Here is a 23525-nt window from a genome sequence, read left to right on the forward strand (position 1 = left end):
ATGAAACCGAAGCCGGCATCGTCTTTGCTGAACGTCGGTCGCATGAACGCGCCTCAGAATTCGAACCGATCAATAATGGCGACGATGACGGCCTTCGAAGCGATGCTCGATGCGCGTGACCCCGGCACGCTGCATCATGCCTACCGGACGGCCGCGTATGCGGTTGTCCTTGGGCGACGCTTGGGACTCTCCGACGATGCATTGCTCGCGCTCGAACGCGGAACGTTCCTGCACGACGTTGGCAAAATCCATATGCCGGATCGCCTGTTGAAGAAAACGGATGTCTTCAGCGAAGTCGAATGGCGGATGATGCGGGCGCACGCCGTGACGGGCTACGCCATGGTGGCCTCTCTGCCGGCGTTTCACGACATCGCGCAGATCGTCCTGGCCCATCACGAGCGCTTCGATGGGAGTGGATATCCACACCGCCTGGAAGGCGAGGACATTCCGCTTGGCGCTCGAATCTGTGCCGTGGTCGATTGTTTCGACGCACTGACGGCCCCCGATCGTCCCTACGCCACGGTGCTTGGCTTTCGAGACGCCAGACGCTATCTGGAGTCTCAACGCGGCCGTCATTTCGATCCGATGGTCGTCGAGGCCTTTGTTTCGATTGCTCCCGCAGAATGGCACAGCATCGCCGCCTCCGTCCGCCATCCTCGCGTGCGCCGCGCCGAATGGCAGACGGTCCAACCGCCGTCCATCGGAATCGGGGAGCGACCACGTTTTGACAAGGTTTCGACAAAGGTGTTAGCGTGCGTTGGTGTCGAACGATGAGACTCTTTGGCATGTCGTGGCGGTCCTTCCATCCTATCGGTCTGGCCTTCGGTTGGTCCTCCAGATCGTCATCATTCCGCTCCTCCTGATCGCTGGTCTCCTGACTGTTTCAGATGGGGTCGCCTCAGGACCGGAGGCTTCGCTCGACTCACTGATCCACTCGTACCTCGATGAGCCGGACACCGACCGGGCAGAAGCGTTGTTGACGTCAGTCCTGAACGAACCCAGTGCCACGGTTTCGGTCGTCAGCGATGTCCTCCGCAATAGTCGGTCATACGGCTCGCAACCGACCGGTTCACAACCCTCGCGGCCTCTTCGCCTCAAGGGCCGCCGGCATCACTACGCGCTCTATGTGCCGTCGACCTATGATCCAGCCAAACCGTACGCCCTGGTGGTGTGCTTGCACGGCGCCGGCTTTACGGGTGATGCCTATCTCGAGCGATGGCAGACGCGCCTTGGTGAGCAGTACATTCTTGCCTGCCCGACGATGATCCAAGGTGATTGGTGGACCCGCCAGGCTGCGGACCTTGTCTTGGCCACCATTCGGGATGTTGAGGCCCGCTACCACATCGATCCCGACCGCATCTTCCTGACCGGCATGTCGAACGGGGGCATCGGCGTCTATCTCATCGGCACACAGTACGCGCCCCTCTTTGCGGGGCTCGCCCCGATGGCAAGTGGCTTGGATGACGTCCTGTTGCCCTTACTCGAAAACCTGCGCAACACGCCCACCTATATCATTCACGGCGCGAACGACAACGTCATGCCGGTCTCGCTCAGCCGGACCATTGCGGACGAATTGAAGCGACTGGGATACGGCTATGTCTATCGCGAACATGAACGCGTCCATCCGATGGCCGGCGGGCACTATTTCCCGAGGGAAGAACTGCCGGATCTCGTCGCGTGGTTCGACAAGTGCAGGCGCAATGCCCTGCCGACTCATCTGACTGTCGTGCGCGATGCCAGCCATCTCATTCCGTTTAGTTGGGTCAGAATCGATGCGACGGATCGGATCGCGGCCTTCACCGATGCCCTCATCGACTCGCATGACGATCTGGTACGCGGCCGGGTTTATGCGAGGCTGGATGCGACGGTGAATGGTAACCGGATCGAGGTGAGGACCGAGCACGTCCGACGTTACACCCTGTACCTGAATCCAGAGCTCGTCGATCTCTCACAGCCGGTGACGGTGCGGACGAACGGGCAACCGAGTTACGAAGGCATCATGACCCCGAGCGTTGCGACTCTGCTTCGGGATGCTCGGCAGCGCCGCGATCCTCACGCACTCTTTTCAGCCGTCATCACTGTGGCCGTTCCCGACAATCGATGAATGTTGTCGCGGGCGTACTTCTCTTGACCGGCTCGGTCGCGATCGCAGGGCCGGCGCTGGGAGAGCAGGATTGCCTGGTGGCGAAGGATGCCCGGATCGCCGCGATCCTGCCGCACGTGACGGGTTCCAGGATGCAATGTCGCTGCGCGGCCGTGGTGAACGACGCGGACATTTCCGTGGAGATCGTGCGGCATCACGCGCCGATCGGTCTCGCCTTGTACGAGTATTTGCTCGACCATCCGGAGATCACGTCGCGCCTGTCGGCCCAATTCGGTATGGGGCACGGGACGATCGTCGAGGAAGACGCGGATCATTTCCGGGTCGATGACGGAGAAGGGGCCGAGGGGCGCGTCACCGTGGTGCATCGCTATGGCCCGGTGCGGCTCTACCTCATCGACGGACAGCATCGCAGCATTCTTTTCCCGACGGTGAGAGTGACAACGGCCGTCCTCATCAACCTCGAGGAGACGGGCGGCGGCGGGCGGGACACTGTGGACGCAAGCCTGTTGGCGTACAGTCGCTTTGAAAAAGAAGCGTGGGCGCGCATGCTGCTCATGGCGAAGCCACTCATGATTGTGGCGGTGAGACGAATGTTGGAGAAGCAGTTCACTATGACAGATCGGCTCGGAGCCCTCATCGTTGAATCACCTGACCGTGTCATGCGTCAGATTGCCGGTCTCTCTCTTCCTTCCGACGAGCGCGACCGATTGCTCTCGATGATTCGACAGACGACGCTGCCGGCCGGCTCGCCGGTCCCATGACGCCTGCGACCAGCTTCATTCTCCTGTGCGGCGTCGGCGTTCTCTGTTTCATCAGCTATAACCTCGTGCGCATGCCGGTCTTGGCCCTCTTCGCGCAATCGCTCGGTGCTGGTCCTGAGCAGATTGGGCTGGTGGTCTCCGTCTCGACGCTCACCGGGGTCTTCCTGAAGCTGCCCTCCGGCGCCCTGTCGGATATTTATGGGCGCCAACTGTTGATGCGCGTCGGGGTGATCGCCTTCGGCCTGCCGCCGTTCGTGTATCCATTGATCACCGACGTCGGCGCCTTGACCGTCTTGCGATTCGTCCATGGGTTGGCGACGGCGATTTTCGCGCCGACCGCGTTGGCGACCGTTGCCGATCTGTATCGCGAACGGCGCGGCGCGGCGATGGGCACCTATACCGCGAGCACGCAAGCCGGCGCCTTATTGGGGCCGGTGATCGGGGGCTGGCTCGTGTATCAAACCGGGTTCCCGATCACCTTCGTGACGGCCGGCATCTTTGGGTGCGCCGGAGTCCTGCTCTTCGCCGTGCTGCGGCTGACGCCTCCTCCGCCCCGCGTGCGCGACCGGGGTCTGCGGCCCGTGCTCGCCGAGATGTGGAAGGGCTTTCAGATTGTCGCACGGAACGTGCGGGTGCTGGCAACCAGCGCGACGGACGGCGCGAAGATGATTGCGAACGGCGCGCTCATGGCGTTCCTTCCGATCTATGGCGTCTCGGCCGGGCTGAATCCCGGCGAGGTCGGCCTGCTGTTTGGCGTTCAGGGTGTGACGTCGTTTCTGTCAAAGCCAGTGATGGGCCGTGTGTCAGACCGCATCGGCCGGCGGCCCTTGATCGTGCTGGGATTGCTGATCTGCGCGGCGACGTTCGTGCTGATGCCCTGGCTGAGCAGTCTGCCGCTTCTGCTGCTCCTTGCCGCCGGCTTCGGGTTTGGTGAGGCGGTCGTCTCCTCCTCAACGGCAGCCTTCGTTGCGGATCTCTCTGAGCTGAAGACGTTGGGGGCGGGGATGGGTATGCAGGGGACCATCATGGATATCGGCCATGCGAGTGGACCACTGTTGGCCGGCGTTCTGATCGCCCATCTGAGTTTTACATCCGCCTTTGCGATCATTGCCGCGATTCAACTGTTGGCCGCGGCCGCCTTTTGGATGATCGTCAGAAAGCCGCAGGCATAGCACGACAGGACATCGGCCTTCTTCAACGTGTGGCTGATGTTATAATCCCGCGCGTGGAGGGAGGACGTCATGTTTACGGGCATCGTTGAGGAAATGGGCGCGGTGTCCGCCGTGACGAAAACCGGGAGCGGGATGCAGGCGACCATTCTCGCTTCCGTGATCATGGACGATTTGCCGGTCGGGGCGAGCGTGAGCGTCAATGGCGCGTGCCTGACTGTCGCCAAACGCGGCGAGCGCGATTTCTCGGTCGATATTTCGCTGGAGACGTTGGAGGTGACGACGCTCTCTTCGTTGGTGCCGGGGGCGCCGGTCAATCTCGAACGGGCCATGAAGGTGAATCAACGATTAGGCGGCCATCTCGTGGCGGGCCACGTCGACGGCATCGGCATAATTCGAAGTAAGCGCCAGGATGGCAATACGGTCTTCCTCACGATCGAAGCGCCGAGAGACGTGCTGCGCTACTGCGTGGCGAAGGGATCGATTACGGTGGACGGAATCAGTTTGACGATCAACGAGGTCGGGGAACATTCGTTCGGTGTCGCGATCATTCCGCACACGGCAAAAGTCACGACACTCGGTCTCAAGCAGCTCGGTGATCCGGTTAATCTCGAAAGCGATTTGATCGGCAAATACGTCGAGCGCCTGCTCCAGGAGCGAAGTCAAGTTCAGCCGAAGGCGACGCCGGTCATCGACAAAGACTATCTCCAGAAGCGCGGCCTCATCTGACCGCCGGCTCACTCCTCCAGCGTCGAGATATCACCCACGTCCTGGCCGAGCTCCTTGGCCTTAAGCACGCGCCGCATGATTTTCCCGGAGCGCGTCTTCGGCAACGACGGCACGACGTCGATTTCCTGCGGTACCGCGATCTTGCCCAATTCCTTCAAGACGTGATCTTTCAGCGATTGGATCAGGTCTCGGCTGTCCTGTTGCCCTTGCTTGAGGATCACGAAGGCCTTGATCGATTCGCCGGCGGTCTTGTGCGGTTTGCCGATCACCGCCGCCTCGGCCACTGCCGGATGGCTGACGAGCGCGCTCTCGACCTCCGCCGTCCCGATGCGATTGCCGGCGACCTTGATCACGTCGTCGGCACGACCCATGAACCAGAAGTAGCCGTCTTCGTCCTTCCGACAGACATCGCCCGCCGTGTAGCAGCCGGGCACGGTGTTCCAATAGACCGTGTAGCGGTCGGGGTCTTTGTAGATCGTCCGCATCATCGCGGGCCACGGTTTCTTGATGACGGCAAAGCCACCGGTGTTCGGCGGCAGGCTCTTGCCTTCCCGATCCACCACATCCGCCTCGACGCCGAGAAACGGTCGAGTGGCCGATCCCGGCTTCAACGGCTCGCAAGGGAGGGGGGTCACGAGAATCATGCCGGTCTCCGTCTGCCACCACGTGTCCATGATCGGCTTGTCGCCGCCCGTCACCCGGTGATACCACTCCCACGCTTCCGGGTTGATCGGCTCACCCACGCTGCCCAGCACGCGCAGTGAGGAGAGGTCGTACTTCTTGGGCCACTCTTCGCCGTATTTCATGAGCAGTCGAATCGCCGTCGGGGTCGTATAGAAGATCGAGACGCCGTACCGCTCGATAAGCTCCCACCACCGTCCAGGATTCGGATAATCCGGCTTGCCTTCCGCCATGAGGGTCGTCGCGCCGTTGAGCAACGGGCCATAGACGATATAACTATGCCCCGTGACCCAGCCGGGGTCGGCGACACAAAAATAGACGTCCTCTTCTTTCAGATCGAAGACATATTTCGTCGTGATGTAGGTCCCGACCATATAGCCGCCATGCACGTGGACGACACCCTTGGGCTTGCCCGTCGTGCCGGAGGTGTAGAGGATGTAGAGGGGCGTTTCGGAGTCGAGCGGCTCCGCCTCGCAGACCGACTTCTTCCCGCTCAGCCACTCCTCCCAATCGATCTCCTTCGGGCCGGAGAGCGTCATTCCCGGCTTCTCCCGCCGCACCACCACCACGGTTTCGACTGTTCCACAGCTGGCCACGGCCTGATCGACCACGCCTTTTAAATTGATGCTTTTGCCCCGGTCATAGCCGACGTCGGCGGTGATGACCATGCGCGCTTCTGCGTCTTGAATCCGCGTGGCCAGCGCGGGCGCGCTGAAGCCGGAATAAACGACGCTGTGGATCACGCCGATGCGCGCGCAGGCCAGCATCGCAATCATTTGCTCGGGGATCTTCGGGAGATAAATCGTGACGCGGTCGCCCTTGCGTAGGCCGAGCGCTTTGAGCGCGTTCGCGCAACGGTTCACTTGCCGGTACAGCTCACCGTATGTCAGGACGCGCTCGTCACCGTGCTCGCCGACCCAGATGACCGCGACCTTGTTCTTGCGCCAGGTTTTCACATGACGATCGAGACAGTTGTACGCGATGTTGCAAGTCGCGCCGACGAACCATTTCGCCCAGGGAAAGTCCCATTCGAGCACTTTGTTCCACGGCGAGAACCATTCCAGCTCCTTAGCGATTCCGCCCCAGAACGTCTCGGGATCGGCGATCGACTTGCGATACTCGGCGACGTAGTCGGTGATATACGCCCGACGCAGCGTCTCGGGGCTCGGCTGCACCACGCGATCGACGCGCAACAAACTATCGAGCCTGTCTTCTGACGCCATACCTAACTCCTTCCGAAGTGAGTCCCCGTGGCCTCTGCGGCGCCTCATTATGAAGCGCCGTTGTCACCTCTTCAAGATGTCGGTTCGCGGCAGTGCGCTGCATTGTGGGTTTCTTGACAGTGCGCGGAAGCGGGGCGTAGCATGCCTCCAAGACCATCATCGAGGCGTTCATGCCGGTCCGACTGCTGCTCGTGGCGCTCTCCATCGTGCTCCTGTCTCCGATCACCGCAGCCGCGCAACTCGGGAAACCCGAAGGGCTCTATTACAAGTCGTGGGTGATCGTCATTGGCATCGAAAACTATCTTCTCGCCCCGAAGGTGGAGCATGCCAGAGAAAGCGCCAAGGCGGTGGCCGACGCGTTCCGGGCGTTGGGCTTCGACGAGGTCGTCGAAGTGTACGACAAGGACGCGAGTTCCAGGCGCCTGACAAGTCTATTGAACGATATGTTGCCGCGAAAGGTGGGGCGTCAAGACCGGTTGGTCATTTACTTTGCGGGCCATGGCGGGACAACGCTCGACATGCACGGAAAGGATCTCGGTTATCTGGTGCCTTGGGATGCACAGCCGGCGAACGCGACGAAAGCGATCACGCTCGATCAACTCAAGGATTTTTCCCGGCGGGTGATGTCGAAGCACGTGTTGTTTCTCCTGGATACGGCCGTATCCGGCTGGGAAGTCACGCCCCCCCAACAATTATCGCTCGAGGGGCGGGTGGCACCCGAGGCGGAAACCGAGAAGCGCGTGGTTCAAGTGTTGACCGCGGCAGGGAAGGGAGAGCCGGTGGATCGACAGCGCGCTCCCGATGCGTTTGCACGCGCGGTCATCGCCGGCTTGCAAGGCGCCGCTGATGCCGACAAGAACGGCTGGTTGATGGCGAGTGAACTCGGCTCATTCGTCGTGCGGGCGCTGCAGGAACAAGCGCGAGACCAGCACCCGCAATTTGCGCGGCTCGACGGCGACGGCGATACGATTTTGATCGAAGGTCAAAAGAGCAGCTTCCGAGCGGGATCGACGCCAAAGACCGAGGCCGAACGTGTGGCGGCGGCCCGTGAGGAGTACGAGCAAGCGTTCACGATTCTACAGCAGCAACGGTCGCCGCAAGAGGCCATCGAGCGACTGAACAAGGCGCTGCAATACAATCCCAAGTACGGTGACGCGTATGTCTTGAAGAGTTATCTCTACCTTGAATACGCGCCGAATCTGGAGGAAGCGCTGGCGGCCGCCCGCTTAGCCGTCACCTACGCTCCTGAAAACCCCGACTCTGCCTATACGCTCGGACTCGTGCTGCAGCGGCAAGGGAAGTTTGCGGAAGCCGAGAAGGCGATGCGGCAGGCGATCACCGTGAACCCCGCGTACTCCGACGTGTATCTCTCGCTTGGCGACCTGTATGCGGAGGACCTGAAGGAGACCGGCAAAGCCGTCGAGGCCTACCGGCGGTATCTCGAAACGGGTGGAACCGAGGCGCGCGCGAAGACGTACATCGAGCAACATGATTCCGCGAAGCCGGCTGGCCAGTCTTGACGATCAGTCTTGAGCACCGCCACGCAGGTAGCCCAGACCAATTTTGATCGCGCGGCGCGTAATTTCCGCCCAACGCGCCTCGGGATACTCGGCGAGCACCGCCGCCGCCTTCGGGTCTTGGATCTCCAAATCAGCCACTTTGATTACGCCGTTCTCCACTTTCACGTCCGCCACGATGTGCCTCTCGATTGTGCCCGACACCATGCCGCAGACGGGTTCCCCGTGTCAACGGATGCCGGTCAGTTGCGTTGACACAAGTAGGGGTGGATGCTAGCATGAAACAACCTTTCTCTTTAAGGCTTCCACCGTATGCAGCACGCATCATCCCTTCAACCCGAATGCGGTGTTCGGATCCTTTTCGACGCATAAGGAGGCATCCATGAGTTCGATGAGCGGCCTCGTCCGACTGTTCGGCGCTGTTCTGATCCCGTCTCTGCTCCTGCTGACCGCGTGCGGTGGCCCGCCGAAATGGGTCAAGCAAGGGTCCGGTTACAGCGACAAGGCGTTCTATGGCGTGGGCGCGATCAACGGTGTGAAGAACGAGCCGCTTGCCTGGGAAGCGGCGCAGAACCGCGCCAGGGCCGAGATTGCGCGCAACTTCGAAACGTACACCGCCTACTTGATGCGCGATTATGCCGCGTCGACGACCGCCGGCGACTTCACGAAGAACACCGAGGAGCAGAATATCGAACGGGCGATCAAGACGTTCAGCGCGGTCACGTTGAACGGCGTGCGGCAAGAGGAGCGCTATAAGGACGAGAAGACCGGCACGTATTACGTCCTGGCCAAGCTGAATCTGTCGGATGTCAAGGAACAGCTCGCGCAGGCGAAGGAGTTGAGCAGCGAGGTCCGTGATTTCGTCAGAAAGAATGCCGACAGGTTGTTCGAGCGATTGGAAAAGGAAGAGGACAAACGCGCGGGCAAGTAACAGGTCGAGCATGAGGAGTCACATGGATCATCAGAGTCGAGGCGCCGCATCCTTGTTCCGTGTCCTCTTGGCCGCGTTCGTCCTGGCAGGATTGGCCGGCTGCGCGAAAGAAACCAAGGTGACGCGCGTCGATCCCGGCGTCGTCACCGACTTGAGCGGCCGGTGGAACGACACGGATTCGCAGCAGGTGGCCGAGACGATGGTCAAGGAAGCGTTGAGCTACCCGTGGCTCGATAATTACGTCAAGGCCAAGGGCCGGCAGCCGGTCGTCGTGGTGGGGACGATCATCAACCGCAGCCATGAACATATCAATACGCAGACGTTCATTACCGACCTCGAACGGGAGCTGACGAATTCCCAGCGGGTGACGTTCGTCGCCGGAAAAGGGGAGCGAGAGGAATTGCGAGAAGAGCGTCGCGAACAAGCGGTGCATGCCCGCGAAGACACGCAGAAGTCGGCTGGCAAGGAAATCGGCGCGGACTATATGATGAAAGGCAACATCTCGACCATCCTCGACGAGACCGACGGGACGAAGGCGATCTTCTATCAGGTCGATCTCGAGCTCATCGATCTCGAGAGCAACGTGAAAACGTGGTACGGGCAGAAGAAGATCAAGAAAGTGGTCGAACGGAAACGCTTGCTGTTCTGATAGTGCTTTGTTGAATTGTCTTGGTGTCCGCACCTCCATCCACCAGGCTCTGACCGCCTCTCCCGCGCCACCGCCGTGCCGTTCGGCTTTACTCCTCCTTCTGGTTTTCACCGTGCTGCTTGCCGGTTGCGCCTCGAAGGTCAACCGGTACACGCTGGTTGAAGAGAGCCTTCGAGCCGGCAACCCGGGACGGGCTGCCGAGGTCATTCAACGGGCCGAGCCTGAATATGGCAGCGAGAGCCGGCTCCTCTTTTACATGGACCGCGGGATGACGCTTCACTTGGCCGGCGACTATCAAGGCAGCAATGCAGCGTTGAACCAAGCCGACGACGAAGTCGAACGGCTCTACACGCGGCATGTGACCAGCGAGACGAAAGCGTTCCTCACGAACGACTCGAAGCTGCCGTACGAGGGGGATCCCTACGAGCATACGATGATCAACGTCGTGAAGGCGTTGAACTATGCGGCGCTGGGCAGTTGGACCGAGGCCCTCGTCGAAGCACGACGCATCGATCACCGCCTGAATGTCTTGACCGATCGCACGGGGCCTAAGGACGGCTATCGCGACGATGCCTTTGCTCGCTACCTCACCGGCGTGCTCTATGAGGCGGCCGGGGAGCTGAACGATGCGTTCGTTGCCTATCGCAAGGCGTATGAGTTGTATGGCGCCGTACGGACCTGGTGGCACGTGCCGACGCCGCCCGGTCTTCGCGCCGATCTGCTCCGCGTCACCGACGCGCTGCATCTCATCGACGAGCACGAGGGATACAAGCGCGAATTCGGCGAAGTGCCTTGGCGGCCGTATGCCGAGACCAAAGAGTTGGGCCAGGTGATCGTACTGACAGGTATAGGACGAGCCCCGCGCAAAGAAGATCGCTTTATCGACGTCCCGATCAGTTTGGACGCCCTGAACCTCGTCTTGATCTCAAAGGCATACGGCGGCGTTCGGCAAAACAACCATCAGGAACGCCGAGTCGCCGAGAGCGTGTTGTACGGCCTCAACGGGCATATTGTTCGGGTCGCGATCCCGACTTTGGTCCCTCAAAAGACCGACGTTACACAGACGCGCGTGACGGTGACGGGACATGGGGGCAGCTTTGCGACACAGGCTGATCTGGTTGCGAACATCACTGCTGTCGCGGAGCGCACACTTTCCGATCGCTTGCCCGGCATCTCGGTGAAAGCCGTGGCGCGGGCCATCGTGAAATATGGCATGGCGGAGGGGATCGGGCGCGGGGCGTATGCCGCCGCCGGAAAGGATGCCGGTCCGTTGGTCGGCCTGCTCGTCGCCAGCGTGGCGAAGGCGATTGCGATTGCGTCCGAGGAGGCTGACAAACGCAGTTGGCGCACCCTCCCGGATGAGATCCAATTGGCCCGGCTCTGGGTCGCCCCCGGTGACTATGAGGTGCGGACCAGCGCGGTGAGCCGAACAGGAAGCAATGGCGGGCACGACGTGGTTCGATCGATCTCGATCAAGGCCGGCGAAACCAAATTGATCAGCGAGCGGGTGTTGCCATGATGCGCGTTATGCTGCTTGTCTCCGTCACAGTGTTGGCGTTCGTCGCACCGTTCGGCTGCGGGTGGAGGCATCCTCAACCGTCGTGGGTAATGGGCGGTACCCGTGAATACCCGGCGGAGCGGTATCTGGTCGGCGTGGGGCAGGCCGAGTCTCAGGCGTCCGCGGACGAGCGGGCCTATGGCGCGGTGGCAAAGATTTTCAAGGCCGAAATTTCCGCTCAGTCGCGTGACTGGGAGTCGTTTCTCTCGCTGGAAAAACGCGGCCAGGCGGAGACCGAGCATCGCCTCTCACTGGATCAGGTGACGAAGGTCTCGAGCGACAAGGCGCTCGAGAACGTGCGCGTGCTGGACCGGTGGGTGGACGAGAAGCACGGGCAACACTATACGCTTGCCGGGATGGATCGCGCCCAAGCCGCCGCCGCACTTCAGGATCGGATTGCCGAGTTGGACCGCGCAGTCGAGACCGAGATGACGGAGTCGGCGCAGACGAGCGACAAATTGGCCAAGGTCAGAAATCTCAGACGGGCCATCAAGAATTTGATCCTTCGTGAAGCGTACAATGCCGATCTGCGTATCATCCGGGCCAGCGGCCAAGGCGATCCGCCTCCATACCGCGTCGCCGATCTGACGGTTCAACTCGAGCAGTTCCTGGCCGACAGTCTGCTGATCGCCGTCGAAGTTTCCGGCGATCAAGTGGAGCAAACACGGCGTGCAGTCACCGAGGGACTGCTGCGCGAGGGCTTGCCGGTTGTTGAATTATCGGCGAATGGGCATGGCGACGGACACGTGGGGCCACCAGCTGCCGAGTTGCTGGTGAAAGGCGATGTGCATTTATGGGAAGTGCCGGTGCCCGATCCGCGGTTCCGCTACGCCCGCTGGTGCAGCGATTTCGTGATTTCGGAAATTGCCACCCAGCGCATCGTCGGGGCGGTGTCGATCGGAGGGCGAGAGGGGCATATTACATCCGCCGAAGCCATGGCACGGGCCTTCCGCGTCATGCAACAGGAATTGTCGTCGCATCTCGCGAAGACGCTCGCCGCCTACGTCTACGGGGAAAGTCCCGCCACCAAGGACCTTCCCCCGGCCGCGTGTCCAAAACAGGATAGCCGTTAAGCCATCGTGATCGTGTGCCGCCTCAGTTGAATTGGTCGAACGTATCGATCTGCTTCAGGCTCCAGTTCACCGCTTCCTTGAGCTTCCGCACCTGCTCGCCGTCGCCGCTGTTGACGCCTGACGTCTGCAGCGTGCGGTACAGGCCGTAGATCGGTTCATATGACCGCTTGTCGGGCAGCTTGCCCAACGCCCACGCGGCTTCCGTCTTCACCGCGAGGTTGTCGGACTTCAGCGCCTCCAGCAATGGCGGGATGATCGAGAAATCACCGTGCAACGCACCCACCTGCCCCAAGCCCTTGGCCGCCGCGGCTTGGAGTTCGGGCGGGCCGCTTTTCAAGACATCGATCAGGGCAGCAATACTGTCCTTTCGCCCGATGTTCCCCAGCGCGAGCGCCGCGGCTTTGGCAATTGATGGATCGGGGTCCTTGAGCGCGACGATGAGGCGAGGCACGGCTTCGGTCGCAAACATTTCTCCGAGCTGCGTGATGATTTTCGCCTTCAATGCTGGGGACACGCTCGGCTCATCCAGTCGTTTGAGTAACCGGTCTTCCTGTCCCCATTCAGCGGCCAACAGGATGGGGAAATGATACTCCTCCAATCGCTGCCGCAGCGCCGTCAGCGCGTACTGGCCAGGATCCGCCGCCTTCGCGGTTTCGGCTGCTTGACGCGCATCGGCAAAGTCTGTCCGAACCTCCTTGTGCCAGCCGAGCTTCTTACCGTCGAGCAAGTAGACGAGCTGACAGGCGGGCCCTTTCCACACGCGAGACGGCGAGTCGGGGAGATCGGCATCCCCCCCTGACCGCGACGTCCCTTCCCACACCTTGTTCTGCTCGCATTTGACGCGGAGCAGCACGTCGTGAGGTTGGGTCGGATCCGTCACCACGGTATAGCCCAAGGCCTGAAGCCGGTTCCTCACGGTATCAGTGAGCGAGCCGGGATCAGTTGTTCCGTGCTCGGTGATCGCGATGACTTCAATCAGGATCGTTTGGACTTTCTCCAACTTTTTCTTTTGCTCCTCCGACAAGATCTCGCGGCGGGCCTCGGCGAACGGCACGACGAGTGTAAGTGACAAGAGAAGGAAGCATGACAACCACCGGATCATGGTGTACCTCCAAGGCGGTAAGCGGAATGCGGATGAATGATCGACTCTACCGAAGCGTGCCGTTCAACTGCAAGGCGGTGTGGCTCCGGCTCGGCATCCCGTCCCGTACTTCAAATCGTTGAAGCCTTAGGGACCCACCGCTATAATGCCCGCATGTTGCTGGGGAAACGTATTGCGTTCATCGGTGCCGGGAGCATGACCGAAGCGCTCGTCACCGGCATGCTGGCGTCCAGGCTCGCGTCGCCGAACGAGCTCTACGCAACGGACATCCAAGCGGCCCGCCGGCAGCACATAGAGCACCGGTATCGGGTCCGTGTCGGCGCGGATAACCGGGAGGCGGCCGGATGGGCCGACGTTGTACTCGTCTCGGTGGAACCCGACGATCTCGATGCCGTGCTCGGCGAAATCCGCCCCGCGTTGCATCCCGAGTGCGTGCTCATTTCCGTGGCGGCCGGCTACCCGATTGCACGCATTGCCGCTCATGTGAAGCCGGACTGTGCCATTGTGCGCGCCATGCCGAATACGCCGTCCACGGTTCTCGCCGGCATGACGGCGCTGGCCTTCGGCGGCCGACGTGCCGAATCGACCGAGGCCCTGGCGAAGCGGCTGTTCGAATCAGTCGGGAGTGTCGTCGTCGTCGAAGAGGCGTTGATGGATGCGGCCACCGGCGTCAGTGGAAGTGGACCGGCGTACGTTTATGTCATGATTGAAGCGTTGGCCGATGGCGGAGTCCGGATGGGGCTGCCGCGCAGCACTGCTCAACTGTTGGCGGCGCAAACGGTGCTTGGGACGGCGAAAATGCTGATCGAGACCGGTCAGCATCCCGGGGAGTTGAAAGATCGGGTCGCTTCACCGGGCGGGACGACGATCGCCGGCCTCGAAGAGTTGGAGACGGGGCGGTTCCGGGCTGCGTTGATCTCGGCCGTCGAAGCGGCAGTGACGCGATCCCGCGAACTTGGATCGTCGTAACAGGCAAGGAGCGCCGGCTAGGGAACGGTGGGCTGTGAGGCCCGAACGAAGGAGTCATCGTGGTCTATTGGGTGAAGGTCGTGTTCGTCGACAATCAGGAAATCATCTTCAAAGATGCCATCCGTCACACCATCAGCGACGACATGGAGGTCCTCGAAGTCGATACCGCCAAAGAAGTGACGATCATTCCGATGAAGCAGATCAAATACATTTCCTGCGACGCGTCGGTGTTCGCCGCGAAGAAGGGGTGAGGGAATTCAATCTGCGGCTCTTGGTCCACCCGGTTCCCGCGGGTCTATTGCTGGCCGAGGGCGGCGGTCGGCCCCAACAACGTCTGCAGCATGAGGGTGAGTGATGTATTGGTGTGATGTGACTGGAGGGATGATTGAATCTCCTGAAGCAGTCCAGCGGCGTCTGGCCCTAATTCCTGAATCAAGGTCGAAAGATCTCCGTTCTCCAGCTCTTGACCGATCTGTCCTTCCGTCAAGCGTCCTTCGGTAAGGTTGCGCTGAAGAATCGACGCCAGCATTTCAAGCTTGGGTAAGACTTCGGCCGGCATCAGGGCAAGCACGTCTGTCGCAGGCGCTGATGACTCCTCGCGGTGCTGTGCCCATCCCGGGACGGCGAGCAAGCAGACCGTAAGCGCCACAACAGACATGAACGATTTCATGGTGATTCCCTCCGGGCTATCGTCACTCTCCACTCAGTATAGCGGAGAGCCGGCAATGTGGAGTTTCGGATCGACTGGGAGTTGAAGAGCCGGCCGGAAAGCCCAGGATGGCGCGGTGTCGCTGCGGAGCGAGTCCCGGCCCTTAGTCTTTCTTCGCCCTGATCAGGAAGAGACTGATGTGGATCACGACGAGGGTATAGAGCATCTCCATCGAGGCCGGCAGGCGCCGACCGAGGAGGGATTCCTCATAAAACAGCGGGATCAAGCCGAAGCACAAAATCAACGCACACGCGATCGCCGGTTTCAGCAGAGCCTTCACGTAGGGCTGCATCGGCCGTCAGGAGGCCAGGGCCAATTCCGGCGACAGTCGTGCCGCGTACAGGACCGTCCCGTACCGGTCAAGGCCGTCGAGACCACCCACCACGTCGTCGGCCTGTTCGACCGTCGCCATCTTCACGAAGCCATACTCCAGCGACTCGCCGGCTTCGTCCGTGATCACTTCCGCCGACTCCACGATTCCGTACCGGGCACATAAGGCGTGCAAGTCTGCCGAGGTCATCCAAGGAGCCAACCCGTCCACACACACGATCGTCTCCATGCCATCCTCCCGACGCTGGAACGCCTGCATCATGACCGTGTTCGAGGCGTTGTTCAATCCAACATTTGAACTACGACTTTTGGTAGGAACAAGGATGCATCCTACCGGACAAACGCGGCAAAAGGGAACCGGCGGATGATGAGGGGGGCGTGTCGGAACGCGGTTGATCAAAATGCCTGCGCCAGGCCGGTGATTTCACGCCGATGATACCGCAAGTCTTTCGCGCGGCGCGTAGTTTGAAAAGGTCCAAGAATCCGACATCAGTGTTTATGTCTGTCCGACAACCGAGACACGTTTGGCGAGTCGATGTGCCAACCGCATCATGGCGGGCGAACGATCAGCGGGATCCAGCACGACATTGATCACGTGCATCGTGTGTCGATCGGCAAAGGCGGCATCCAACGCCGCCACGAGTTCCCCGTGCGTCCGAACCTTATGGCCGATTCCGCCCCCGACCAGCGCGCAAATCTTTTCATACTGCCATTCAGGGATGTCGTTGAACGGGCCTTCCAGGATTTCACGTTCAGTGGAATAGCCGCGATTGTTCAGAATGATCACGATCGGGGTGTGACCGTACCGGACACAGGTCGCAAGCTCCGTACCGGTCATCTGGAAGGCGCCATCGCCGACGAGCACGATCGGGCGCAACGACGGATCGGCGAAGCTCACACCGACAGCCGCCGGCACGGCGAATCCCATCGAGGTGTAGTACGCAGGGGACATGAACTCGCTGCGGCGCCGCACGTGAAGATCGGCGCCGGCGAACAGCGACTCGCCGATATCGGCGATCACGAGCATCTTCTCGTCGAGCTTGCTCTCCAACAGAGTGAACAGGCCGCGCAGGGTCGCTTGTTGATCCGGGAAGGGGAGGGCCGGCATGAGCGCTTCGGCCGTCGGTAAGTCCCGGGATGGAAAATGGGGCATCGGCGCGTTGATGAGGGCGCGGACGAAATCCTCGAAATAGACCCGCTCGTACCGGTGATGCTTGATGGTAATCGCATCGGCCGTGGCATGCACGGTCCGTCCGGCCCGCATGACGGGCGAGGTCGGGCCCAAGTCTTCGAGATCGGTCAAGATCGATCCGAGCATGATCAAGCAGTCGGCCTCATTCACGAACTTTTGCACTTCATCTCGCCCGATCAATCCGCCGTACACACCGATGAAGAGCGGATGGTCTTCCCGAATGACCGATTTGCCGAGCAAGGTCGACGCCACGGGAATGTTGATCCGTTCGATGAAGCGGGCCACATCGTCCTGGAGATGGAAGCGGTGGACCTCGGCCCCCACCAGTAGGACGGGGCGTTCGACCGTCGCGAGCATTTCGCGGACTTCCGCCACGGCTTCGGCGAGTGCCGCCGGGTTGCTTTTGTCGAGCGGCGGCGTCGAGGCACCCGGCCGCTTGTCGATGGGCACATGGACCAGATCGCGCGGAATTTCGATGTAGATGGGACGTTTGTACCGGACCAGTGCCGAGAGTGCGCGATCGATCTTGCGCTCGGCCGTCAAGGGGTCATCGAGGATCACGGCCGCGACGGTGACTTTTTCGAAGACTTCCTTCTGCGTCGTAAAATCCCGCACCATATGATGAAGCATCGGATTGTGGACCCGCTCGGTGAGCCCCGGCGAGCCGGAGAGGAGCACGACCGGGGAGCGCTCGGCATAAGCACAAGCGATCGGGTTCACGACGTTGAGACCGCCAACGCAATACGTCACACAGGCCGCGCCGATCCCATTGACGCGCGCATAGGCGTCCGCGGCGAAGCCGGCACTATCCTCGCGCGTGGTGCCGACGAGCTGGATCGGCGAGTGCTCGATGAGCTTGTAGAGGCTGAGCACATAGTCGCCGGGGATGCCGAACATGTGCCGCAGCCCTAATTGGGAGAGGCGGTCGAGCAGCGTCGATGCAATTGTCTCCATAGTTCCTCCTTCAGCGCTGACTCTACCCAGGGAGGCAGGGAAAGTCTAGGAGGCAACGCATCGCGTTGCAATTTCCAGCGACGCGACTATGATGGCGCATGCGCTTTCACTGCCACACCGCGTCCCCATCTCCGTCCGGTGGCCGCCCCTCACGATGCTCCTGGTTTTGTTCTGATGAGCACTGAGCGTCCCGTCGTTCCCGCTGAACGCACACTCCCCGAAATTACACCAAAGGCCGTTCTCTTGTCCGTGATCCTCGCCGCCGTCCTCGCGGCCGCAAATGCGTACCTTGGCCTGTTCGCCGGTATGACGGTCTCGGCCTCGATTCCCGCCGCCGTGGCCTCGATGGCCATTCTGCGTCTGTTCCGCCGCTCCAACATTCTCGAGAACAACATCGTGCAGACGGCGGCCTCATCCGGGGAAGCGCTCGCAGCCGGCGTCATTTTCACCGTTCCGGCCCTCGTGTTGATCGGGTATTGGCCCGCGTTTGAGTATTGGCAGACGACGCTGATCGCGGCTGTCGGTGGGCTGCTCGGCGTGCTCTTTACGATCCCGCTGCGTCGCGCCTTGATCGTGACGGCGGCGTTACGGTTCCCTGAAGGGGTTGCGACCGCCGAAGTCTTAAAAGTCGGGGCGGGAGCGGGAGAGGGCCGGAGCGCCGACCTTTCGTCGAGTCGCGATGTGGTGGCCCTGTTCTCCGCTGCGCTGGTCGGTGGCATCGTGAAATTTGCCGAGAGCGGCGTTCGCGCGTGGAGCGAGTCACTCGAGGGAGCGTTGCGGGCAGGCGGTACCGTTCTTTATGGCGGCCTCAATCTCTCACCGGCGTTACTGGCCGTTGGGTACATCATCGGTCTTAAGACCGCCATCGTGGTATTTGTTGGCGGCGTCCTCGGCTGGGTCGTCCTGATGCCGCTCTACGGCCTGTTCACCGGTGTCCCAGAAGGAGTGTCGAGCCTGGCTGCCGCAAAGGCGATCTGGAGTAGTCAGATCAGATACGTGGGCATCGGCGCAATGCTCGTCGGGGGACTCTGGACGCTCACGCAATTGCGAGCACCGGTTTGGGGCAGTGTGCACGCGCTGCGCGAGGGCTACCGAGCGGCGCGCCAAGGCGCGGGAGCGCCGCGATCCATCAGGACCGAGCAGGATGCGCCGTTGCCGTGGATCGTCGTCCCGTTCTTTCTGGTCTTATTCCCCATGGCCGCGATTTACACCGGCGTGGTCGGCACGATTCCTCTTGGGATCCTCATGACCGTCCTCATGGCGGTGGCCGCCTTCCTGTTCTCCTCGGTCGCTGCCTATATGGCCGGCCTCGTCGGCAGTTCCAGCAATCCGGTCTCCGGCGTCACGATCGCGACGATCATGGTCGCTTCGCTGCTCCTGGTTGTCTTGATGGGCCCTGGCGATCCGGCTGGACCGGCGGCGGCGTTGGTCATCGGCGCGGTGGTCTGTTGTGCCGCTGCGATGGGCGGCGACAACTTGCAAGACCTGAAAACCGGCCATCTCGTCGGCGCCACTCCGTGGAAACAGCAAATCATGCAGGTCGTCGGCGTCCTCACGGGCGCGCTCGTTCTCGTGCCGGTGCTGTCGCTGCTGCAAGCCAAGTATGGCATCGGGGAGCCTACACCGGCACACCCCCATCCATTGACTGCCCCGCAGGCCACGTTGATGGCCGGCCTGACCCAGAGCGTCTTCGGAGCCGGACTGCCGTGGCACTTGGTCGGACTTGGTGCGGCCATTGCCGTCGGCATCATTCTGATCGATCAGCGGCGCGCGGCGGCGGGCAAGGCGGATCGCCTGCCGGTGCTTGCGGTCGCGCTCGGTATCTATCTTCCGTTGAAGCTTTCGGCAGCGATCGTCGTCGGGGGGGTCGTGGCACATGTGGCAGCGCAGCGGAGTCGTGGCGGGAGCAGCGCCCGCCGAGGACTCTTGTTCGCAGCAGGGCTGATCACGGGAGAAGCGCTCATGGGCATTCTCTTGGCGCTCCCCGTTGCGTTGACGGCCCTCGTGCCCGGCATGACAGCCGAGCCGTTCGCCATGTTTACCGAACCGCCGCTTGGCGGGTGGCCCGGGCTCGCCGTCGTCGGCCTGGTTGGGCTGGCGCTGTACCGTGCGGCTCTGAATCGTCGAGAACCGCGCTAGTCGCTGGGCGGTTCGAAATGGCCGGGAGGGCGAGATTGCCAGGGAACGGTCGCCTGCCGTGATTGTTTGACCAGGCTGCGAAGGCTGACCTCGGCGGCACGAATCAGCTTCGGATCGCCGGATTGAAGCAGGCGTGTCAGCAGGGCGTACAGTTCCCGGTGATCCTGACCGGCGGCGAGAATCGGTTCGAGGACGGGGTCCACCGACACGTGCCCATCACGACGGCACTCCTCATCATCCGCCTCTTCCGACAGCAGCTCGATCTGTTTGGGATCGACGTGAAGCCAGGAGAGCGGAATCCCTAAGCCAGCCGCCAAGGCTTCCAAGAGAGAAACAGGAGGATCGAGATCCGCGGATTCGATTGCGTCGATCGTGGAAGCGGGGAGGCCGGTTCTAGCCGCTAAGGCCGCGGTCGAATGCTGCCGTGACAGCCGCCAGGCACGGAGGGAGTCGCTGATCGGCATGGGGCGATGATACCGAACGACTTGTCCCTCATTCAACCAGCGAAGCCAGCTCCTGTGCCAGCGCTTCCGCTCGCGCAAGACCCTGATTGGTGAGCCGGTAGCGCCCACCCTTGCCCTGTCCCGCTTTCAAAACCATTTGCTGCTTGCTATAGCGGCCCAACACGCGGTCGAGCCTGGCAACCGGTACGCCCGACTGCCGGAGCGCGTCAGTGATCCGGGTAACTGCGACTTCCTCCTCTCCGCGGAGCACGTGATACCCCCACAGGATCAACAGCGCGGCGTTCGGTTGCCGATCCTCTCCTTGGGGTGGGATGCGCAGCGAGATGGTGTGGCTGTTCGGATTCAGCCGAAAGATGCCGCGCGCCGACGGATGAGACGGCGGCTGCACGGCATGTGTTGGCCGGGCTATCGATGCAATGGTCCCCTCGGCGATCGCACGGAATTCCTCGAAGCGCGCCGCCACGACGTCCGGTTGTCCCTCGGCCTCGAACTCGCGTTCGCCAATCTTCACGCGGAGCTTGAAGGTGCCTTGAAGTTTGTCCATTGCGACGAAACTATGACGTAAAACTCTTCATTTGGCAATCTACAGGATATTGCGGCGCCGATTGTGGCCCGCGACTATTTGGCCCATTCGCGCTGCAACTTGACTACAAACATGGATTGCCCGCTTGTGGATTGTTGGGTATCGTCTCCATTGCGTCAACCTTCTCGGTGTATGCGCCGCTTTGTGGTCAAGATAGCGTCTTGTGGATGCCTGGGGATTCGCGGTCGTCTTCCTTGACAGCGCTACCGCGTTTCCGTAGAGCTGTGTGCTGATCGCCATGCCACTTCGCTCACTTTCCACCGCCCAGAGCCGCGCCATCCGGGAACTCAGCCGCGACAAGAAGCGTCGGGATGCCGACCGAAGCTTTGTGCTGGAAGGTGCGAAGGCGGTGCGGGACCTTCTCGCAACACGGCGGCACCTTGCGCTTTCGGTGGTTGCCGCTCATGACTGGCTCGAACAGGATCATGACCTTCGGACTTTTCTTCTGGATTCCGAGGTGCCGGTCTACACCTGCCCTCAGCAGGTGTACGAGACGTTGTCGGGTCTGAAGGCTCCCCCGGGTGTCTTGGCGGTCGTCCGCCAGCCCGCGTGGGATGCGGAAGGTCTTCTCGGACGTCAGGATCTTTTCGGCGTCTATGGTGAGGCGCTCCAAGACCCGACCAACGTGGGGGCCATCATTCGCACGGCGGCGGCGCTCGGTGCTGATGCCGTTTGGTTGTCCGGCGACTCTGCTGATAACTACAATCCAAAGGTCGTCCGGGCCTCATCCGCCGCCGTCCTTCACATTCCCACGTTTCGGCTTTCCGACGTCAGTATCTTAGTGGCGCACGGATGCACCATCATCACGACGGAGGTGGCTCAGCCGGGGACACAGCCGATTCGCGCCCTCACGCGCAAGTCACCTCGGACTGTGGTTTGTCTGGGCAATGAGAGCCGCGGCCTGTCGGCGTCGACGATCCAGACGGCCACGTACCGGCTCCATATCCCCATCGAGCCGCCCGTCGAATCATTGAATGTGGCGGCGACGGCTGCGATTGCGCTCTTCTATTTGCAATCGACCCCGGTATACCGCGGTTTGGTGGAACAGCGACCCGCCGCATCTGTAGGAGGCAAGCGACTAGGCAGGACCCCACGATGACGACAGACTAACATGCAGTCCGGCGTACAGACATGCCAGCGAGTGGTAGCATGAATAGCAACAACGGAACCGGCGCGCCGCTCGTGGTCGCCGTGTTTGTCACACAGAGGCCCCATGGCGAACCAAGTTGAACCGAACGTTTTTGTCGTGCTCGGCGGCACCGGCGATTTGATGCAGCGGAAATTGCTGCCCGCCATTTATCGGCTTCGCGAGCAGGGTTTGCTTGCCGCGAATTCGGTCGTGCTCGGTGCGGCGCTGCCAGAGCTGTCCGAAGAGGACTATCGAGGCTGGGCCCGCGATGCCCTCGTCGGCAGCGGGTATCGGCCGGTCCGAGATGTCGAGGAGTGGTGCCACAATTCCATCTCCTACGTGTCGGTGGGGAAGGGCGAGACAGCCGACTATCAGCGACTCGCCAAGCACCTGGCGGAGATCGAGCACCATCGCAACCTGCCCGGGAACCGCGTCTTCTATCTGGCCTTGCCGCCTACCGCCTTTCCCCCGACGATCGAAACGTTAGGCGAGGTGGGACTGAATCATAGCCGCGGGTGGACGCGGGTGGTCGTGGAAAAACCATTCGGTCACGATCTGCTCTCGGCCCATCGATTGAACGCCTTGCTCCATTGTTATTTCGAGGAACGGCAGATTTATCGGATCGACCATTATCTCGGTAAGGAGACGGTGCAGAACCTCCTGTCTTTCCGTTTTGCAAATCCCATATTCGAATCGTTGTGGAATCGGGACCGGATCGACAGCGTCCAGGTGACCGTTGCCGAAGACCTCGGCGTGGAGCATCGGGGCGGCTACTACGATCGTGCGGGAGCCCTACGCGACATGGTCCAGAACCACCTGACCCAGTTGATGACCGTCGTTGCGATGGAAGTGCCGGTGACGTTCGAGGCCGAAGCGATCCACAACGAACGGTTGAAAGTGCTTCACGCAATTCCGCCGATCCAGGAGGGTGATAGCGTCTTCGGGCAGTACACGGCGTGGAAGGTCAAGGATCAGGTCATCCCGGGGTATCGTGAAGAGGCGGGCGTCCCTGCAGGTTCGACGACCGAAACCTACGTCGCGATGAAGTTACATATCAACAATTGGCGATGGCAGGGCGTACCTTTCTATCTGCGAACGGGCAAGCGCTTGCCTCGCAAGCTGTCACAAATTTCGGTGCGGTTCAAGGAGGCGCCGACGCGCCTGTTCGAGTCGGTCGGCATCCATCATGTGGAGTCGAATCTTCTGTTGATCACCCTTCAGCCGAGCGAAGGCTTTGCCTTTTGCTTTGCCGTCAAAACGCCCGGCAAACCGTTTCAGTTGAGCGCGCACTCGCTCCAGTTCGACTATGAACGTGCCTTCGGGTCGCTGCCCGATGCCTATCAAACCCTGATTCACGATATTGTCGTCGGGGATCAAACGCTGTTCGTGCGGGCCGACGTCGCTGAGGCGGCATGGCGGCTGTACACGCCGATTCTCGAGCAACATCTACCCGTACACTTTTATACGGCGGGGAGTTGGGGGCCCGAAGCCGCTGACCGTCTTCTCGAGCGCGATGGGCGACGGTGGCAGATCGGCTGGTAAGCGCCGTGTGCACTACA

Annotated in this window: 24 protein-coding genes; 15 read left to right on the forward strand and 9 right to left on the reverse strand. The window is 61.3% G+C overall.

The genetic code is table 11. The features are described 5' to 3' along the window. Positions 1-75: 75 nt before the first annotated feature. The 5 genes from AC1U7K_RS18295 (at position 76) to AC1U7K_RS18315 (ending at position 4763) form a co-directional block, all read left to right on the forward strand. Complete coding sequence (locus tag AC1U7K_RS18295) at positions 76-774, forward strand: HD-GYP domain-containing protein (protein WP_480253275.1); 699 nt, start codon at positions 76-78, stop codon at positions 772-774. Next, a complete protein-coding gene (locus AC1U7K_RS18300) occupies positions 761-2104 on the forward strand; it encodes a carboxylesterase family protein (RefSeq protein ID WP_480253276.1) in 1344 nt (447 codons plus the stop codon). Before AC1U7K_RS18295 ends, AC1U7K_RS18300 begins: the two co-directional genes overlap by 14 nt. Next, on the forward strand, positions 2101-2865 hold the full coding sequence (locus AC1U7K_RS18305; RefSeq protein WP_480253277.1) for a hypothetical protein: 765 nt from the start codon (positions 2101-2103) through the stop codon (positions 2863-2865). The genes AC1U7K_RS18300 and AC1U7K_RS18305 overlap by 4 nt, the downstream gene beginning before the upstream one ends. Beyond that, a complete protein-coding gene (locus AC1U7K_RS18310) occupies positions 2862-4037 on the forward strand; it encodes an MFS transporter (protein ID WP_480253278.1) in 1176 nt (391 codons plus the stop codon). Before AC1U7K_RS18305 ends, AC1U7K_RS18310 begins: the two co-directional genes overlap by 4 nt. A 69-nt stretch (positions 4038-4106) precedes the next feature. Next, complete coding sequence (locus AC1U7K_RS18315) at positions 4107-4763, forward strand: riboflavin synthase (protein WP_480253279.1); 657 nt, start codon at positions 4107-4109, stop codon at positions 4761-4763. Positions 4764-4771: 8 nt separating this feature from the next. Here AC1U7K_RS18315 and acs read toward each other — a convergent pair whose 3' ends face one another. After that, entirely contained in the window at positions 4772-6667 is a 1896-nt protein-coding gene (acs, locus tag AC1U7K_RS18320) for an acetate--CoA ligase (RefSeq protein ID WP_480253280.1), read from the reverse strand. 170 nt (positions 6668-6837) lie between these two features. On the opposite strand from acs, the gene AC1U7K_RS18325 reads away from it, so the two are divergent. After that, positions 6838-8187, forward strand: coding sequence for a caspase family protein (locus AC1U7K_RS18325; RefSeq protein WP_480253281.1), 1350 nt, complete (start codon positions 6838-6840; stop codon positions 8185-8187). Between the two features lie 3 nt (positions 8188-8190). Here the strand turns inward: AC1U7K_RS18325 and AC1U7K_RS18330 are convergent, their stop codons facing one another. Continuing rightward, positions 8191-8361, reverse strand: a complete 171-nt coding sequence (locus tag AC1U7K_RS18330; RefSeq protein WP_480253282.1) for a hypothetical protein — start codon at positions 8359-8361, stop codon at positions 8191-8193. A 205-nt stretch (positions 8362-8566) separates the two neighbouring features. Between AC1U7K_RS18330 and AC1U7K_RS18335 the strand changes: the two genes are divergently transcribed. The 4 genes from AC1U7K_RS18335 to AC1U7K_RS18350 all read left to right on the forward strand — a co-directional run bounded on the left by AC1U7K_RS18335 (position 8567) and on the right by AC1U7K_RS18350 (position 12395). Next, complete coding sequence (locus AC1U7K_RS18335) at positions 8567-9115, forward strand: LPP20 family lipoprotein (RefSeq protein WP_480253283.1); 549 nt, start codon at positions 8567-8569, stop codon at positions 9113-9115. 22 nt (positions 9116-9137) lie between these two features. Then, positions 9138-9764, forward strand: coding sequence for a penicillin-binding protein activator LpoB (locus AC1U7K_RS18340; RefSeq protein WP_480253284.1), 627 nt, complete (start codon positions 9138-9140; stop codon positions 9762-9764). Between the two features lie 112 nt (positions 9765-9876). Then, complete coding sequence (locus AC1U7K_RS18345) at positions 9877-11283, forward strand: COG3014 family protein (RefSeq protein WP_480253285.1); 1407 nt, start codon at positions 9877-9879, stop codon at positions 11281-11283. Then, positions 11280-12395, forward strand: coding sequence for an LPP20 family lipoprotein (locus AC1U7K_RS18350; RefSeq protein WP_480253286.1), 1116 nt, complete (start codon positions 11280-11282; stop codon positions 12393-12395). Before AC1U7K_RS18345 ends, AC1U7K_RS18350 begins: the two co-directional genes overlap by 4 nt. Before the next feature lie 22 nt (positions 12396-12417). Here AC1U7K_RS18350 and AC1U7K_RS18355 read toward each other — a convergent pair whose 3' ends face one another. Then, positions 12418-13497 (reverse strand): HEAT repeat domain-containing protein, encoded by a 1080-nt coding sequence (locus AC1U7K_RS18355; protein ID WP_480253287.1) that lies wholly within the window; start codon positions 13495-13497, stop codon positions 12418-12420. Positions 13498-13650: 153 nt separating this feature from the next. Between AC1U7K_RS18355 and proC the strand changes: the two genes are divergently transcribed. After that, the gene (gene proC, locus AC1U7K_RS18360) at positions 13651-14466 is read left to right on the forward strand and encodes a pyrroline-5-carboxylate reductase (protein WP_480253288.1); all 816 of its coding nucleotides are present in this window, start codon (positions 13651-13653) and stop codon (positions 14464-14466) included. Positions 14467-14525: 59 nt separating this feature from the next. Continuing rightward, the gene (locus AC1U7K_RS18365; protein WP_480253289.1) at positions 14526-14717 is read left to right on the forward strand and encodes a hypothetical protein; all 192 of its coding nucleotides are present in this window, start codon (positions 14526-14528) and stop codon (positions 14715-14717) included. A gap of 44 nt (positions 14718-14761) precedes the next feature. Here the strand turns inward: AC1U7K_RS18365 and AC1U7K_RS18370 are convergent, their stop codons facing one another. The 4 genes from AC1U7K_RS18370 to AC1U7K_RS18385 all read right to left on the reverse strand — a co-directional run bounded on the left by AC1U7K_RS18370 (position 14762) and on the right by AC1U7K_RS18385 (position 17651). Further along, positions 14762-15136, reverse strand: a complete 375-nt coding sequence (locus AC1U7K_RS18370) for a hypothetical protein (RefSeq protein ID WP_480253290.1) — start codon at positions 15134-15136, stop codon at positions 14762-14764. A gap of 142 nt (positions 15137-15278) precedes the next feature. Continuing rightward, positions 15279-15455 carry a hypothetical protein gene (locus AC1U7K_RS18375; RefSeq protein WP_480253291.1) on the reverse strand — a complete coding sequence of 59 codons (177 nt, stop codon included), beginning with the start codon at positions 15453-15455 and terminating at the stop codon, positions 15279-15281. Positions 15456-15473: 18 nt separating this feature from the next. Continuing rightward, the gene (locus AC1U7K_RS18380; RefSeq protein WP_480253292.1) at positions 15474-15734 is read right to left on the reverse strand and encodes a hypothetical protein; all 261 of its coding nucleotides are present in this window, start codon (positions 15732-15734) and stop codon (positions 15474-15476) included. Between the two features lie 267 nt (positions 15735-16001). Then, positions 16002-17651, reverse strand: coding sequence for an alpha-keto acid decarboxylase family protein (locus AC1U7K_RS18385; protein WP_480253293.1), 1650 nt, complete (start codon positions 17649-17651; stop codon positions 16002-16004). Between the two features lie 174 nt (positions 17652-17825). On the opposite strand from AC1U7K_RS18385, the gene AC1U7K_RS18390 reads away from it, so the two are divergent. Next, the gene (locus AC1U7K_RS18390; protein WP_480253294.1) at positions 17826-19790 is read left to right on the forward strand and encodes an OPT family oligopeptide transporter; all 1965 of its coding nucleotides are present in this window, start codon (positions 17826-17828) and stop codon (positions 19788-19790) included. Here AC1U7K_RS18390 and AC1U7K_RS18395 read toward each other — a convergent pair. Then, positions 19787-20254, reverse strand: a complete 468-nt coding sequence (locus AC1U7K_RS18395) for a helix-turn-helix domain-containing protein (protein WP_480253295.1) — start codon at positions 20252-20254, stop codon at positions 19787-19789. The genes AC1U7K_RS18390 and AC1U7K_RS18395 overlap by 4 nt on opposite strands. Positions 20255-20282: 28 nt before the next feature. Next, entirely contained in the window at positions 20283-20798 is a 516-nt protein-coding gene (locus AC1U7K_RS18400) for a hypothetical protein (protein WP_480253296.1), read from the reverse strand. A 277-nt stretch (positions 20799-21075) separates the two neighbouring features. Between AC1U7K_RS18400 and AC1U7K_RS18405 the strand changes: the two genes are divergently transcribed. Both AC1U7K_RS18405 and zwf read left to right on the forward strand, forming a co-directional pair. Further along, entirely contained in the window at positions 21076-21936 is an 861-nt protein-coding gene (locus AC1U7K_RS18405; protein WP_480253297.1) for a TrmH family RNA methyltransferase, read from the forward strand. A gap of 114 nt (positions 21937-22050) precedes the next feature. Continuing rightward, a complete protein-coding gene (gene zwf, locus AC1U7K_RS18410) occupies positions 22051-23508 on the forward strand; it encodes a glucose-6-phosphate dehydrogenase (RefSeq protein WP_480253298.1) in 1458 nt (485 codons plus the stop codon). The last annotated feature ends 17 nt before the right edge of the window (positions 23509-23525 follow it).

Source organism: Nitrospira sp. Vd2 (assembly GCF_979581665.1).